Genomic DNA, 14,684 nt, shown 5'->3' with positions numbered 1-14,684 from the left:
TCGTTGAACCACGGCAGCATGTAAAGCGTAATCACGGTCGCGTTGGACACGTCGGCTTGGAGCGCGTCTTCGATCAGAAATTCGACCAGGTGGTCCACTCTTTCCTGCTTGGCCTTCTCCCGCGCCTCCGCCACCAGCCGTGAATCCATCTCGATGCCGACCGCCCTCACGCCGAATTTTTTTGCCGCCCGAATCACGATCCGCCCGTCGCCGCTCCCCAGATCGTAAACCACGTCGCCTTTTTTGACCTCCGCCAGCTCCAGCATCCGGTCCACGACCTCCATCGGCGAGGGGAGGAACGGAATTTCTTCCACGGGCGAGGCCCAGCCGGTTAAAAAGAGAGCCGCGCCGGCGGCGGCGAGGGCGTGAAGCAAATTGGTTTCCTTGCCTTTCATATGGGAAGACGGTTTATCAACGTTGTTTTTCCCCGTCAATCGGCGCAAAGGTTGTGATTCCGGGGGAATGGAGTTATTAGCAAGAGATGCAGCAGAATCAGACTGGTCAGAGTCAACGCCCGCTTTCGACCGGCTTCTATTACGGCTGGCTGGTCGTGGCGCTAAGCTTCCTTACCACGCTCACAAGCGCGGGCATCCGCTCTTCACCGGGCGTCTTGATCCATCCCTTCGAAATGGAGTTCGGCTGGAGCCGGGCGGCCATCGCGTTCGCCGTGAGCATCAACCTATTTCTCTTCGGTGTCGGCGCCCCGCTCGGGGGTTGGTTGATGGAGCGCTTTGGACCGCGCCGCGTGATGTTGACGAGCCTGCTGGTCCTGGCGATCGGGGTGAGCGGGACGACGTTCATGACGACATACTGGGAACTGGTTCTCCTGTGGGGTGTCGTGGTCGGGCTCAGCGCCGGCGGGGTCGGCTCGGTGCTTTCCGCCACGGTGGCCAGCCGCTGGTTCGTGCAGCGACGCGGCTTGGTTTTGGGAATTTTAAACAGCGCCAGCTCCACGGGACAACTCATCTTCATCCCGCTCTTCATGGCGGCGATCGTCACGAGCGGCTGGCGCACGGGCTCGTGGATTCTGGTCGCAGTCACGCTCACGCTGATTCCGTTCATCTATCTATGGATGCGGGACGATCCGGCGGAGGTGGGGCTTGAGCCCTACGGTTCAAAGGACGCGAGCGCTCAGGGGGCGCAGCCGCTCGGCGCTCTCCGCGCCGCGGGCGGCGGATCGGACTCCGTGCCGCTCGCCGAAGTTTTTCGCTCCTCCACCTTCTGGCTTCTGGCCGGAAGCTTTTTTATCTGCGGTGGAACCGCGAACGGGCTCGTCGGCACTCACCTGATTCCTCACTCCATCGACCACGGCATTCCCCAGGTCACCGCCGCCGCCACCGTCGGCGTCATGGGCGGGCTTAACTTCGTCGGGACGGTCTTCTCCGGTTGGATGATCGACCGGGTCGAGGCGCGCAAATGGCTTTCTCTGGTTTACGCGCTGCGCGGCCTCTCGCTTTTCATTCTTCCCTTTGTCGCCGATTTCTCCGGGCTGTTCATCTTTGCCGTCATCTACGGGCTGGACTGGTTCGCCACGGTGCCGCCCACCATCGCTTTGACCGCCGACACCTTCGGCCGGCAGTCGGTGGGAAAAATTTTCGGCTGGATCTTCCTCTCGCACCAGATCGGCGCGGCGCTCATGGCCGCGGGCGGCGGCATCGTGCGGGATTGGCTGGGCGACTACCAGATGGCCTTCCTCGCGGGCGGGAGCATCGCATTGATTGCGGCGGGCCTGGCGTTGAAAATCCCCCGTCGGCGCGCCGAAGCTCCGGCGACGGCCGTCGCCGAAGTCCCGACCGCGTAAGACGCATGGTTGAATTCCCCGTCAGCGCCGGCGAATGCGCGCTGCTGATCCACGACATCGGCGAGGGGCTGCGCACACCCGGCAAGCGGCTCTACGATCCCACCGGTCCGAGCGTCATCGCCACCGTCGCCAAGCTGGCCGATTTCTGCCGCACAAAGAACCTTCCTTTTTTCTACGCCGTCGTCGGCGATTATCGTCCGCCGCCCGGAGTGGTGACGCGCTACAATACGATGGCGGCGATGGACGACGAGACGCGGAAGATCCCGCCGGAGATCGCGCCGCGCGACGGCGACACGGTTTTCGTCAAGTACAAGTCGGGCGCTTTCATCGACACGCCGGTGGAAGCGAAGATGCGCGCGCTGGGGAAGAACACGCTGATCGTCTGCGGCAGCACGCTCCAGTACGGCATCGAGACCGCCTGCCGCGACGCGGCCAATCGGGACTTCCGCGTTCTGCTCGTCGCCGATTGCGTGCGCGTTCGCGAGATCAAAGACTGCGGCTGGGGCCACGTCACGCCGGACGAGATCCGCAAGGTCGTCTTCAGCGCGCTCAGTCAAGTCTACGCCAAGGTGGTCACCCTGGAGCAGTTGAAAGACCTTCTAGGCTAGGGGCATTCGTAGGGCGGGTTTGAAAACCGTCGCTACCAAATGTTGCGGTTTTTCTAGGGGCAGGCCCCTGTGCCTGCCCTTGGGCGGCCACGGGGGGCCGCGCCCACAAAACGGTTGTTTTTACGGCTGTATTAGGTGGCAGGATTGCGATTAGATCGTGAAAAACACCATCGTAGGTCCATCCGACTGCGTGGATACAATTACAGCCAAGCCGGCGCATATTTTATTACGATCTGTACCTACAGTCGCGAGTGTCTTTTCGGAGAGATTGTGGATGCGAAGATGGGTTTGAATGATGCCGGAGGGACGGTCCAATCGGTGTGGGAGGAATTGCCGCAACATTATGTCGGTGTGAACATTGACGAATTCGTGGTGATGCCGAACCATTTTCACGGAATAATTGTTTTACAGGATCATCCTGATGTAGGGGCAATCCCCCGTGGTTGCCCTGCCGCAGGGCAGGCGTAGGGGCCTGCCCCTACAATGTCGTTGTCGGATGTTGTTCACCGATTCAAATCGCTAACCACCGCCCGTTTCCGCCACGCTGCTGCGAAATCGGCCTGGCCCGGATTTTGTGGCAGGTTATGGCAGCGAAATTATTACGAGCATATCGTTCGCGACGATGACGAATTGAACCGTATCCGTCAATACATCGTGGTCAATCCTCTGATGTGGGAAATGGATCGGGAGAATCCGCGAGCTCAGACCGCAACAATCAGTGAATCCTGGCAGGTGTGACGTTTTCGCGCGCATCGTAGGGGCGGGTTTGAAACCCGCCCCTGCCACGGTTGACAAACCAACGATCCCTTTCCTAGTATCTTGATGTTATGGAGAATCAGGCTTTCGTCGATTCGGTCATCCGCGAGATCGTTCAGCCGGGCGTCGAGCGGCTCATGGAGAGCCGCTACTTCTCCGAGCTGCGCGAGGGAAAGTTATCCAAGCGCCGGCTCCAGGGCTTCGCCGTCCAGCACTACCTGCACAACGTTGCGCTCTGCAAAGGCCTCGTCCTCTGCATGGCCAAGAACGCCGCCAACCCCGATCTCTACGAGCATTTTCGCGAGCAGTTCAACGAAGAGCAGTATCATCCCGAGCTGGCGAAGAAGTTCGGCGTCGCGCTCGGGCTCCAAGAAGAAGACTTCACCGACGCCGTGCCGGTCTTCGAATGCCTCGCCCACACCAGCGTCGTGATTCGTGGCATGTTTCTCGGCACTCCGGCCGAGACGCGCACCGGCGCGCTGGTCAACGAGAGCATGGTCTGCCGCTACTCGGAAGAGTTCGACACCGAGCTCCGGCGCCACTACGGCCTCGGCGACAAAGAGTGCCAGTTTTTCACCGTCCATAGAGTAGCCGACCAGGAGCACACGAAAGCGGCGGCCGAGGTGGTCGCGCGCTACGCGACTTCGCCGCCGCAGCAGCGCGCCGTGCGCGAGGCCGCGCGGAACATGGTCGCCTTCAAGCTGGCTAAATTCGATGGTATCTACCGCGCGTACAGTTGATCCGTCGCGGCTCGGCATCGCCGCCGAGCTGCTCGACGACGTCCATTTCGCCGCTCGTTGGCTCGTCAAGCATACCGGGAGCTATTATGGCCACGTCGCGGTCCGCGTTCCCGGGCGGGAGGGGTTTGTGCTGCAATATCTGCGTCCCCCGCTCGATGCCGCCTCCGACTACGACGAGCTGCTCTTCTTCGACATGGACGGCGCGCGGCTGGAAGGCAAGCGCGAGCCGCCGAACGAGATCCATATTTATAGCGAGGCATTCAAGTCCGATCCACGCTGGAACGCGGTCATTCACGTCCATCCGGAAAACGCGATCGCGCTCTCCGTCGCCGGGATACCGCTCCGCGCGATCGATCAGCAGAGCCGCTGGTTCATCGAAGGGGTGCCGATCCATCCGAGCGCGACCTCCGCCTCGACGCCCGAGATCGGCCGCGACCTGGCGCGGCTGATGCAAAAAAACCGCGCCGTGACGATGCGCGGCCACGGCATCGTCGTCGCGGGAGAAACGCTCAAGGAGGCGTTCGCCCGCGCGTGGATCTATGAGCGGACGGCGCGGCTGCTGATTCAGGCGCGCGCGCTGGGCGACGTGACCTATTTGACGGCGGACGACGTGCTGCTTTCGCCGCCCGAACGGGCGAACTCGGCCGTATGGCTTTGGGCCTATCTCAAATGGCGGGAGCGCCAGGGCGGATGACGCCCGGAGGAAAAAAAATGGTCGCCATAGCGTTGTTTTGTTTTTTCTTCCTCGGCTTTGCGGAAGCGCTCCCCTTCGACTTTGCTCAGGGTGGTGAGCGTGTCGAACCACACGCGCAGTCGTTGGAGCGCGTGCGCATCGCCTATTCCGCCGGCGGCCTCATCTCTTTTCCGCTCATCATCGCCAAGGAAAAGCGGATTTTCCAGACCGAAGGCCTGGACGTCGAGACGATCGTCATGCGGCCCGAGCTGGGCGTCAAAGCGCTCGTCTCCGGCGATCTCCAATACAGTTATTTCGCCGGCACGACGATCAACGCCGCGGTGCACGGCCTGCCGGTCAAGGTGGTGATGGTCTCGAACGACTGCCCGCTCTACTCGTTGATGGTCCGGCCTCACATCCAGTCGCTCAAGGATCTCAAGGGCAAGAAGCTCGGCGTCGCGTCGCTCACCGCCGGCGAAGCGTTTCTCTCGCGGCGCTTGCTGAAAGACGCCGGCATCGACGTGGACCGCGAGATGAGCGTCATCGTCGTCGGCAACACGCCCGAGCGGATCAGCGCGCTCAAGATGGGGGTGGTCGATGCGACGACCGTCAGCGTACCCGCCGATTTTCAGGCCGAGCAGCTGGGCTTGAAGCGATTGGTTTTCATCGGCGATGCGATGGAAGCGGTCAGCGGCGGCGTGGGCGTGTCCACGCGAATGATCAAGGAGCAGCCGGGGCAGATCAAGCGGATGATCCGGGCGCTGCTCAAAGGGATCGCCTACGCCAAGGCCAATCGCGAGGAGATGATCGGACTCCTCATGGCGAAATGGCGGCTCGATCGCGAGCGCGCGGCGGAGACGTGGGATCTGACAGCCAGGACTCTGGAGGACGACGGGACGACTTCGGACGGCGCGGTGCTGCTCAGCATTCAGGCGGCGCAGGAGATGGTCAGGGAAAAACGGATGATTCCGCTCAGTCAGGTCGTGGATTTTTCGATCGCGAGGCAGGCGTACGAAGAGCTGCGGGCAAAATAGCGGCCGGCGGGCGCACACGCAGGTGCGCCCCTACATCGGAAAATTTACGTGACGTGTAGGGGCCGACCTGTGTGTCGGCCCTGAATGTTTCCATCAATCCGACTCGGTGAAATTGGAGACCCGCCACCCATCGCCTTCTTTTCGCGCCATGATGAGCCAGCGCCGGGTGAATTCCGGCGCGTCCTCGGCCTGAATCGTCCCTTGATAGAGAAATTGCACGCGTCCTTCCGTCTCTTTCTTTTCCACGAGGCGGTAATGGACCCTGGGTTTGCGCGTCGAGGCGTCGATCGTCTGGCCGCTGGTCAAACGGATCTCCTCGTTGATCTTCTGAAGCGCCAGCCCGACCGAGTATTCTTGCGCTTTCTGCAAATTGATCTCGACGTAATGTTGATCGATGAATTCCTCGGCGACTCCCTGCGCCGTTTTCAGGTCCCTGCCGCAGCCGGAGAGAAATAGAGCCAAGCAGATAGGGAATACAAGCAGAGAAATCCCCCTCACCCTTCCCTCTCCCCCTGCGAGGGGGAGAGGACTAAGGTGAGGGGGTTGGATGCGCAGGAAGGATTTTGCTAGAGGCGTTATCATTTTTGGGACTTCAGGCTTCCGTGTGAAGCAAGGCTCGGAGATCGCACCGCCGAGGCGCGGAGGGCGCATCCTTCGACAAAGCTCAGGATGCGCGGCTATGAAGAATTCCGCTCGTGGTGATCCCTCGACAAGCTCGGGACTAAAGGCGCAGTCGAGGGAGCCTGTCCTGAGCGAAGCCGAAGGGTCGAACCATGCGAACTCCGTGTCTCGGTGGTGAATTATTCTTCACAGGAAACCCTGAATAGCGTCATTTTTTCTCACCCAAGATGTTGCGTCAACCAGCCGATAGACTCCGCGAGCGCTTTCTGCAAGTGCGCCGGCTCGGTGAGACGGTGGCCCGATCCTTCGATAACGCAGAGCCGCTTCGGTCCGGCGAGCGCGGCGAAAAGCTCGCGGCCTTCTTCGACCGGCACGGTGTCGTCTTTGTCGCCGTGAATGACGAGGGCGGGGCAGGAGATTTTCCGCGCGGCTTTCGGCACGTCGAGTCTTTCCATATCGTCGAGCAATGAAACATTTAGCCGCTTGTCATGATAGATGATGTAGCCCCGCGTGCGCCACTGCCGCGTTTCTTCCGGCGTTAAGAGCTTCGCGCTGAATTTCTCCGGGTGAACCGGCGCGGCGACGGTCGCGAGCGCCGCAACGGTTTTCTCTTGGGCCGCGAACATTACCGCGACGGTTCCTCCCATGCTGGAGCCGAAGATGCCGATCTTCCTCGGTTCGTATTGAAGGGCGAAGTTATACGCCGCGCGCAAATTTTCGACTTCGCCGCTGTAGGTCATCTTCTCGAACTTGCCCTCCGACTCGCCCGAGCCGGCAAAATCGAAACGCAAAGCGAGAATTCCTCGTTCCGCCAGTTGCCGGCTCAACGCGACGATCTTCTCGCTTTCCTTGCTCGACTCCATGCCGTGACAAAGAATCGCCGCCGCGTTCGGCTTTACCGCCGGACGATGCAGAACTCCGACGAGCTTCTGCTTGCGGCCATTGTGGAACGTGATTCTCTCTTCACGTGGCATAGACGGCAAAAAAGATTCCTAACAGGTTTACGTGGGGAAGGGAAAGCGAGTCAACTTAAGACCGCCGCCAGCGGCGCCGCCCACAAGCGGTCGCCTAGGCGAACCGTTTCGCGTCCCCCATACGCGAGAATCGCCAGGCGGCACTGTTTGGTTTTATGGAGGAAAGCCTTTAGACCCGCGAGGTCGCGCTCGTCCCAGCGCGCTGCGGCTTTGACTTCAATCGCCAAAGTATCCCGCCCCTTCTCGATAACAAAATCGACTTCGTGCCGTCCCTGGACGTGCCAATAGGAAAGGCGGGCGCCGGTGCACTCGGATTCGAGCACCGCCGCCAAGTTTTGCGCCACGTAGGTTTCCAAAAGCGCTCCTTTCATCGGATCGATTGCCGCGCGATTTTCGTCGATGCCGGCGAGATGGGCGGCGAGTCCTGAGTCGCTGATGTAGAGCTTGGGAGACTTAATGAGCCGGCTCGCTCGATTGGCAAAGTATGGGCTTAGGCGGACCACCACAAAAGAGGCTTCCAGCAGACTGAGATAGCGCGCCGTCGTAGCGGCGTTGAGCTTGGCGTCTCGGCCAAGCTCGCTGACGGTCAATATCCGGCCGGTGCGAAGAGCCGTCAACCCAAGAAGGTTGCGGAAAGAGACAAGATCGACGACACGGCTCAACTCGCGCACGTCCCGTTCCAGGTAGGTCTGTTCGTATCCTTTAAACCACAATTCCGGCCGGCGCGTGAGCTTGAGGCAAACCGGCGGCAGACCGCCAAGGAGAATGTCCTTCACGGCGATATCGCCGACCGCCGCATGCTTTGGCGGTGCCCCGTTCTCGAAAGCTTTTTTGACAAACGGGACAGTGCGTATCTTGCCTTGCAGTTCCCTCCTGTCGAATGGATGAAGCGTGAGATACAGAGCGCGACCGGCCAAGCTTTCCGTGACGCCGCGCAGCAAGCTGAAGTTGGCCGAACCGGAGAGCAGGAACCGGCCGGGCCGCCGCGAGCGATCCACCTCCCGCTTGATGGCGGTGAGCAGCTCGGGACACTTTTGCGCCTCGTCGACGGTCAGGGGCTCGTCCGATCGAACGAAACCTTCGGGGTCGCTCCGGGCCGCCGCAAGTTGAGAAAAATCGTCCAGGGTCACATAACGGCGCGAGGACAGAGCCTTCTCGTGTTGGAGAAACGTGCTCTTGCCCGTCTGCCGGAGCCCGGTCACGATAACGACCGGCATTTCCTCCAGGGAATCTTCCACGAGGCGAGCGATGGCGCGAGGTTGGTACCATGTCATAATGCAACAGATGATAGTGTCATTTTGACAGGATTGAAAGGGCCCCCTCCTTAATCCAAGATCCGTTCGACAATCGGGGCTGCGGGTTCTAGGAGGCCGGCAGTTTTACTTCTTCATCTCCTTGCTCGACTCCATCCCGTGACAGAGAATCGCCGCCGCGTCCGGCGGCATCGCTGGCCGGTGCAGAACTCCGACGAGCTTTTGCTTGCGCGCGTTTTGGAATGCGACTCTCTCTTCGCGAACCATAGCAATCAAAAATTCTTACCAGCTTTGCGCGGCGAAACAAAGTTCGAGGATCGCGAGAGGCGCATAGTGTCACGTCAATGCGCTTGACGAAATTGCCCCGATAATGATATGGATAGCGCCATTTCCGACAGCCCGGGAAATTAGTTGACAACACCCACACGCAATTTCAGACTGGCTGCGCGAAAAAAATCCCAGCCAGGCACTCACCACCATCTCCATTCGAGTACATTGTGCCAAAAGATCACAAAAGGGTCGAAAGAGGAACATTTGTGAAGGCGCGGGTCATCAAAGTGAGCGCGATTCAGACGAAATGTAGATTAACTTCAAGGAGGGATTATGGCAGTAAAGCAAAAATATTTACTTCGTAGCGTGGCGATAGGGTTAGTCGCCCTCATCGTCGGTTTTTGGGCGGCGAGCGCGCCGGCTGAGCCCGCTAAGAGGGCGCCGGGAACCGTGATCAAGGCAACGGGCGTGGCAACCTCGGTCGAGGTGGAGGAGCGAACCGAGGAAGCGATGGAAAAAGATCAAGCCGCCTTTGCGCTCATGCCACGACGTCCATTTAACAAGCCGTTTTTGCCGACGATAAGCCGCGAGAAATACGATGCAGCAAAGAGAGCCGCCGAACTAGGGACACGTGGATCCCGATCCGGGGTTAGCGGCCCTCAGCCACTTGCCCCTCCCTTTCTCACAGGTCCAAACTTTAACGGAGTTTCTGAAGTCGCCTCCTGCGGCGGCGGACTCTGCGCTCCACCGGACACGCACGGAGCAGTGGGCCTCAAAAATTTTGTAGAGATCACCAATTCGCGCATCAGCATTTACAATAAAGGCGGCGGATTCGTTAAGGCCTTCTCCTTAAGTGGCTTCTTCGGCGTTGTCGAGGATGTCTTCGATCCGCGCGTCGTCTATGACAGAACCTGGAATCGTTTTGTTATCGTGGCGACCAGAGCGCCAACGTCAGTCGTCGATCCAATCCGCAAGTTTTATCTTGCCGTTTCTCAGACCTCGAATCCCGGCGGCGCTTGGTGGAAATATACAGTTTTCTTTAGCGGTGATCCCGGCGACTTTTGGGATTTTCCGCAACTGGGAATGGATCAGGACGCCGTGATCATCACCGGCAATATCTTTGACGGTGCAATCAATTTCCTAGGCGCGGCGATGATGCCCGTCGCCAAGGCGCGCGTTTACAACGGCCTCGGTTTCTCTGTCCCGTTATTCACCGGACTCGCAGGCACGCTGGCGCCGCCCATCGTCCTTGACCAACATGATGGGACATTTTTAGTGGCAGCTGAGCCGGCTGACAGCGATTTGGACCTCTTCATAGGGGAGAACCTGAGCCAGCCTGCCGCCGCATCCCTTACACTCCAGTCCAGTATAGCCGTAACCGCCTATACTAGTCCCCCCAATGCGCTTCAACCCGGCACAGGAGCCGTGCTCGACACCCTCGATAATCGCTTTCAGAATGCCAGCACGCAGATCGGCGACTCGCTTTGGAACGTGCACACGATCAATTTTGTCGGGTTCGCCGCGCCGAGGTTCTATGAAATCAACACATCCACGAATGCGATCACTCAAAGCGGGCTCTTCTTCGCGACCGGCACATCGGACGACTTCAACCCCTCGATCGCGGCGAATGATAATAACGATGCCTTTGTCACTTGGTCGGCGACTGATACAGGGGTGCCACCATTGCAAGCGCAGGTGAGATTTTCTGGACGGCAGTCCGGAGATGCTCTTGGCAGCATGAACAGCCCCGGCACTGCGATATTCACCAGTCCGACATTCTACAACGACTTTACGTGTGGATCTCCACCATGCCGGTGGGGCGACTACTCGGCGGTTTCCATAGATCCCCAGGTCTATCCCGGCTGCTCTGCTGGCGACCGGGCTTGGATCGTTAATGAAAAGATCAACACTCAAAGCCTGTGGGGCACGCGCATCGCACGTATCGGCTTCTGCTGATCAGCTCAATTATGGCTGACGGAACAGGGGGCCGCCGCATGGCGGCCCTCTGTGCTTCAGTCGCCACAGTGAGTGGATCGATTGACACTCAATAGGTGTGTCGAGTAATTCTTAGCAGAACGATGGCTCGGTTAAGCTTCATGCTCTCGCTCTGTTTGCCGGCCATGATCGTCGTTGCTTGCGGATCCGCTCCTGATTCAATCAGTCCACGCGAATCCCGTCTCTCGCAGACACAGTCCCAAGTGGGAATGGGAACTCTTACCGGTAAAGTAACAAGAGGACCGCTCGCTCCGGTGGAACGGCCGGGCACACGCGGAGCAGAGCCCGTCTCCGGCTTTCGCGTCATCGTCTCCAGTCTGGACGGACGGCAGGTCGCGTCGGCAGTGACCGACGATCAGGGTGAGTATCGTGTCAACCTGCCGCCGGGCTCCTATCGCATTTCTTCGGGCGCGTTTCCCCGCGGCGGCTTCACCAGGGAACTACCTGCCACCGTAACAGTTAACGAGGGACAAGAGCGACGTTTGGACATCCGTATCGACACCGGTATCCGTTAACGAAAGAAAATTGAGAAGCCGCTGGTTTAGCCGCCGGACTATTTAGAAGCGAAGGAGTACGCATGTTTTATCGTGCTAGACAATTGATACGCCGCTACTCCTGGTTCGTCCTGTTCTTTGCCCTGCTAGAAGTCACCATCCAGGCGACTCGTCTCCCGCACCTGTTCGCCGCGGACGGCGTTGCGCAGGGCATCGAGGATGGCGCGGAGCAATCCGGCGATGTTTACGAACAAGGCGTTCCGTGGAGAGGCGCGCCGGGCATCACCGAAACCGTAGAGGAAATCATGGCCCGCGAAGCGCAGCGCCGGAGCGCCGCCGACAGCGCAGTGTTCGCGCCACGGCCGAGGAAGCCGCTGCTCAAGGGGCTGCCGAAGACCGAAGGTGATTCGCCGGCGCCGGAAGTCTCCCAATGGCCGGCGGCGAATAGCGCGCCGCGGACTCGACCCGTCCCTAGCCCGCGCAATCCTCAAACCATCGGGACAAGTTTTTTAGGCGTCGACTCCACCGAGCCGGGCTGCAATTGCGTCCCCCCCGACAGCATGGGCGCGGTCGGTCCCACGCAGGTCCTCGTAGCCACGAACAACAGGATCAAAGTCTTCAACAAGGCGGGCGTTCTCGGCGGGCTCAACACGGATACCGACAGCTTCTTCGCTTCCGTGGGAGGAAATGTCAACGGCACGAGCGACCCCCATGTCCGTTACGATCGGTTGTCCGGCCGCTGGTTCGTCACGATTATCGATCTGGACAACGTCAACAATATTCTGATCGCGGTTAGCAGCGGCTCTACGATCACGAACCTTTCGAGCTTTACGTTCTTCAGCTTTCAGAACGACCAGGTCGGCCCGACTCCCAACGTCGATACCGGCTTGTTCGCCGATTACGATACGCTCGGCGTGGACAAGTTCGCTCTCTACGTGGGTGTCAATATGTTCAACGGCAACTTCTTCACCGGCACCACCGCCTTCGTCATCAACAAGGCCGATCTGCTTGCGAATACTCTCACGGTCACGGCGTTCCGCCACGTTGCCGGCAACACGTGCCCCAGCACCGGCCTCTTCACCCCTCAAGGAGTCCACAACGACGATCCGAATGCGACCACCGGCTATTTCATCGGCGTTGACGTGTGTACCTTCAACAAGCTCGTCCTGAGGCGCGTCAGCAACCCCGGCGGAACCCCTTCGATCTCGGGAAACCTGACGCTGGCCGTTCCGACGACGACATCTCCTATCGACCAGGTGCAGCCCTCTCCCGGTCCGAATCTCGACGCATTGGATGATCGTCTATACGCCGCGTCCATTCACACCAACGCGATCACCGGCGCCAAAACTTTGTGGACGGCGCACAACATTCAAGTGAATAGCGCCGGGGTTGGCAGTAACTTGGGCGGGCGCAACGGCTCCCGCTGGTACCAGATCGGGAACCTTTCCGGCACGCCGAATCTCATTCAAAGCGGAACTCTTTTCGATTCCGCAGCGAGCACTCCGTTTGGCTATTGGATTCCGAGCGTGGCGATGTCCGGACAGGGCCACATGGCGATCGCGGCGAGCCGAGCCAGTGCCAATGCCAGCACCGGATTTGCCGGCATCGTGGCTGCCGGCCGCCTGCGCACGGACGCTCTCGGGACGACCCAAGCGCCTACGCTCGCTCAAAGCAGCACGTTTTCCTATGACACGTTTGTTGTGGGTACAGAGCGCTGGGGAGATTATTCCCAAGTCGGCGTCGATCCGAACGACAACATGACGATGTGGACCTTTCAGGAGTACGCGAGCGCGACCGATACGTGGGGTGTTCGGGCGATAAAACTGGTAGCCGCTCCGCCGGCGACTCCGGCCTCGGCGAGTCCAGCGGCGGTAGAGGTAGGACAAGCTTCGGTCGACGTGACGATCGACGGAACGTCGGTCTCCGGTTCGGAGTTCTTCGATCCTGGTCCGGACACGGGAGGGCCAGGGTTCAATCGTCTCTCAGCTTCCGTAACCGGCGGTGTAGTCGTCAACTCCGTAACTTTTGTTTCTCCGACCCGGATTACGCTCAATCTTGACACGACGGGGGCGAGCCAGGGGACATGGGATGTCACGATTACCAACCCCGATGGACAATTCCTTACGGCAGTCGGGTTGTTGAGCATTAGTCCCGACGTTCCACCGATGACGCTCAGTACATCTCCTCTTCCGGTCGCGGAGGTCGCCGTAGCTTACAGCGAGCCTTTGGTAACCGGAGGTCTTCCGCCCTACACGATCACTAAAACGGGAGGAAGTTATCCGGCGGGTCTCACGCCGAACGTCGCAAACGGTATGTTGGAGGGGACTCCCACGGTTCCGGCTCTCTTGGGGAAATTTTTCACTGTCCGGATCACCGATCAGCTCGGCGCCTCTCTAAAGCGCAGATTTAAGATAGTCGTCAAAAAGGCCATCACGATTACAACGAGTTCGTTACCAACGGGAACCAGTGGACATAGCTACAGTAAGACGCTCGCGGCCTCGGGCGGGAAGGCGCCGCGCACGTGGACGGAGGAGTCGGGCAATTTACCTGCGGGGCTAAGCCTGGCTCCCGCGACTGGGGTGATCAGCGGCATACCGGCAGCACCGACCGTCGCCCCCGTGGCGCTAACCTTCAAGGTCGTCGATGTTTTGGGCGGTGAGGACCAGAAAGTTTTGAGCCTGACGATCAACTAGCGTTCCGAAAAATCTTTTTTCTTCCCTCCGCCACTTTGCCGGGAGCGAGTCGGGTGAGTTGCGAATAGAGATCGTCGTCTATTCCTCGCTCGGGCCGGACGCTGCAGGTTGTCGATCAATGTCGAAGGACAACGGCTAGTCTTCACAGAAGTCGTGGCAGCCTCAACGAGGCCGCGCAGCTAGATTTTACTCTTGAGAAATAATCCTCCACTTGTTAGAAGCTTCTCGACGCCCGGAAGTGGGGAAAAATATCTCGCAGTGAGGGGACGAATCTTGAGTCCGAGCGGCGGTTCACCGGCCAGATTCTTGATCCGGAGTTCGGTCTCTACTACTATGGCGCCAGATACTATGATCCCGACCTGGCGCGGTTTATTTCTCCCGATCCGATCGTTCCGTCGCCGGGCGATCCTCAGACGCTCAATCGTTACAGCTACGTCAGAAACAATCCCGTCAAGTACATCGACCCGACCGGTCACGACTTCTGGAGCGACCTCGGGAACTTTTTCAAAAACTTCTTCAAATCCCTCCCGGCTCTCATCACGGGGATTGTGGTCGGTTGGGCTACTTGGTACATGGGCGGCGGCGCTATACTTGCCGGTATGCTGGGAGGAATGGCGGCAGCAGCCGTCAATACGGCGATCAATGGAGGCAACTTCGGCTATAACATCGGTATGGGGGCATTATTCGGTGGAATTGCAGGGGCCATAGGCCCCGGTGTCTTTGAGGGGATGGGTGGAGTTGTTAGCGATGGGTTTGCATGGTCAAATTTTCT

General features: G+C 59.4%; 16 protein-coding genes. 11 read left to right on the top strand and 5 right to left on the bottom strand.

What is annotated here, in order from left to right; all coding sequences use genetic code 11:
* Positions 1-395: class I SAM-dependent methyltransferase (locus tag VGL70_24675; GenBank protein ID HEY3306729.1), on the bottom strand; the 395-nt coding region annotated here is incomplete at its 3' end.
* An 86-nt stretch (positions 396-481) separates the two neighbouring features.
* On the opposite strand from VGL70_24675, the gene VGL70_24670 reads away from it, so the two are divergent.
* From VGL70_24670 to VGL70_24640, 7 genes are all read left to right on the top strand, one after another.
* The gene (locus tag VGL70_24670) at positions 482-1,801 is read left to right on the top strand and encodes an MFS transporter (GenBank protein ID HEY3306728.1); all 1,320 of its coding nucleotides are present in this window, start codon (positions 482-484) and stop codon (positions 1,799-1,801) included.
* A gap of 5 nt (positions 1,802-1,806) precedes the next feature.
* Entirely contained in the window at positions 1,807-2,409 is a 603-nt protein-coding gene (locus VGL70_24665) for an isochorismatase family cysteine hydrolase (GenBank protein ID HEY3306727.1), read from the top strand.
* Between the two features lie 270 nt (positions 2,410-2,679).
* Positions 2,680-2,877 carry a hypothetical protein gene (locus tag VGL70_24660; GenBank protein ID HEY3306726.1) on the top strand — a complete coding sequence of 66 codons (198 nt, stop codon included), beginning with the start codon at positions 2,680-2,682 and terminating at the stop codon, positions 2,875-2,877.
* Positions 2,878-2,892: 15 nt separating this feature from the next.
* A complete protein-coding gene (locus tag VGL70_24655; GenBank protein HEY3306725.1) occupies positions 2,893-3,147 on the top strand; it encodes a transposase in 255 nt (84 codons plus the stop codon).
* An 89-nt stretch (positions 3,148-3,236) separates the two neighbouring features.
* Positions 3,237-3,905 carry an iron-containing redox enzyme family protein gene (locus tag VGL70_24650; protein HEY3306724.1) on the top strand — a complete coding sequence of 223 codons (669 nt, stop codon included), beginning with the start codon at positions 3,237-3,239 and terminating at the stop codon, positions 3,903-3,905.
* Positions 3,880-4,599: a class II aldolase/adducin family protein gene (locus VGL70_24645; GenBank protein HEY3306723.1), complete on the top strand. Its 720-nt coding sequence runs from the start codon at positions 3,880-3,882 to the stop codon at positions 4,597-4,599. The genes VGL70_24650 and VGL70_24645 overlap by 26 nt, the downstream gene beginning before the upstream one ends.
* Positions 4,600-4,616: 17 nt before the next feature.
* Entirely contained in the window at positions 4,617-5,612 is a 996-nt protein-coding gene (locus VGL70_24640; protein HEY3306722.1) for an ABC transporter substrate-binding protein, read from the top strand.
* A 93-nt stretch (positions 5,613-5,705) separates the two neighbouring features.
* Here VGL70_24640 and VGL70_24635 read toward each other — a convergent pair whose 3' ends face one another.
* The 4 genes from VGL70_24635 to VGL70_24620 all read right to left on the bottom strand — a co-directional run bounded on the left by VGL70_24635 (position 5,706) and on the right by VGL70_24620 (position 8,727).
* Complete coding sequence (locus VGL70_24635) at positions 5,706-6,110, bottom strand: hypothetical protein (GenBank protein HEY3306721.1); 405 nt, start codon at positions 6,108-6,110, stop codon at positions 5,706-5,708.
* Positions 6,111-6,451: 341 nt separating this feature from the next.
* Positions 6,452-7,207: an alpha/beta fold hydrolase gene (locus VGL70_24630; protein ID HEY3306720.1), complete on the bottom strand. Its 756-nt coding sequence runs from the start codon at positions 7,205-7,207 to the stop codon at positions 6,452-6,454.
* A gap of 50 nt (positions 7,208-7,257) precedes the next feature.
* Positions 7,258-8,424, bottom strand: coding sequence for an ATP-binding protein (locus tag VGL70_24625; GenBank protein ID HEY3306719.1), 1,167 nt, complete (start codon positions 8,422-8,424; stop codon positions 7,258-7,260).
* A 162-nt stretch (positions 8,425-8,586) separates the two neighbouring features.
* A complete protein-coding gene (locus VGL70_24620; protein ID HEY3306718.1) occupies positions 8,587-8,727 on the bottom strand; it encodes a hypothetical protein in 141 nt (46 codons plus the stop codon).
* 336 nt (positions 8,728-9,063) lie between these two features.
* Here VGL70_24620 and VGL70_24615 point away from each other — a divergent pair, with 336 nt between their 5' ends.
* The 4 genes from VGL70_24615 to VGL70_24600 form a co-directional block, all read left to right on the top strand.
* Entirely contained in the window at positions 9,064-10,686 is a 1,623-nt protein-coding gene (locus tag VGL70_24615) for a hypothetical protein (GenBank protein ID HEY3306717.1), read from the top strand.
* A gap of 293 nt (positions 10,687-10,979) precedes the next feature.
* Complete coding sequence (locus VGL70_24610) at positions 10,980-11,240, top strand: carboxypeptidase-like regulatory domain-containing protein (GenBank protein HEY3306716.1); 261 nt, start codon at positions 10,980-10,982, stop codon at positions 11,238-11,240.
* Between the two features lie 62 nt (positions 11,241-11,302).
* Positions 11,303-13,912 carry an Ig domain-containing protein gene (locus tag VGL70_24605; protein ID HEY3306715.1) on the top strand — a complete coding sequence of 870 codons (2,610 nt, stop codon included), beginning with the start codon at positions 11,303-11,305 and terminating at the stop codon, positions 13,910-13,912.
* Positions 13,913-14,160: 248 nt separating this feature from the next.
* On the top strand, positions 14,161-14,684 hold a 524-nt coding region (locus VGL70_24600; GenBank protein ID HEY3306714.1), incomplete at its 3' end, for an RHS repeat-associated core domain-containing protein.

The organism is Candidatus Binatia bacterium, from assembly GCA_036504975.1.
GTDB lineage: Bacteria > Desulfobacterota > Binatia > UBA9968 > UBA9968 > JAJPJQ01.
This window is presented reverse-complemented; position numbering and strand designations above follow the sequence as displayed.

Bases quoted from the DNA above. Each gene is read 5' to 3' on its own strand.
- VGL70_24670 (HEY3306728.1), top strand. From the start codon at position 482: ATGCAGCAGAATCAGACTGGTCAGAGTCAACGCCCGCTTTCGACCGGC.
- VGL70_24665 (HEY3306727.1), top strand. From the start codon at position 1,807: ATGGTTGAATTCCCCGTCAGCGCCGGCGAATGCGCGCTGCTGATCCAC.
- VGL70_24655 (HEY3306725.1), top strand. From the start codon at position 2,893: ATGTCGTTGTCGGATGTTGTTCACCGATTCAAATCGCTAACCACCGCC.
- VGL70_24650 (HEY3306724.1), top strand. From the start codon at position 3,237: ATGGAGAATCAGGCTTTCGTCGATTCGGTCATCCGCGAGATCGTTCAG.
- VGL70_24645 (HEY3306723.1), top strand. From the start codon at position 3,880: ATGGTATCTACCGCGCGTACAGTTGATCCGTCGCGGCTCGGCATCGCC.
- VGL70_24640 (HEY3306722.1), top strand. From the start codon at position 4,617: ATGGTCGCCATAGCGTTGTTTTGTTTTTTCTTCCTCGGCTTTGCGGAA.
- VGL70_24630 (HEY3306720.1), bottom strand. From the start codon at position 7,207: ATGCCACGTGAAGAGAGAATCACGTTCCACAATGGCCGCAAGCAGAAG.
- VGL70_24625 (HEY3306719.1), bottom strand. From the start codon at position 8,424: ATGCCGGTCGTTATCGTGACCGGGCTCCGGCAGACGGGCAAGAGCACG.
- VGL70_24620 (HEY3306718.1), bottom strand. From the start codon at position 8,727: ATGGTTCGCGAAGAGAGAGTCGCATTCCAAAACGCGCGCAAGCAAAAG.
- VGL70_24615 (HEY3306717.1), top strand. From the start codon at position 9,064: ATGGCAGTAAAGCAAAAATATTTACTTCGTAGCGTGGCGATAGGGTTA.
- VGL70_24605 (HEY3306715.1), top strand. From the start codon at position 11,303: ATGTTTTATCGTGCTAGACAATTGATACGCCGCTACTCCTGGTTCGTC.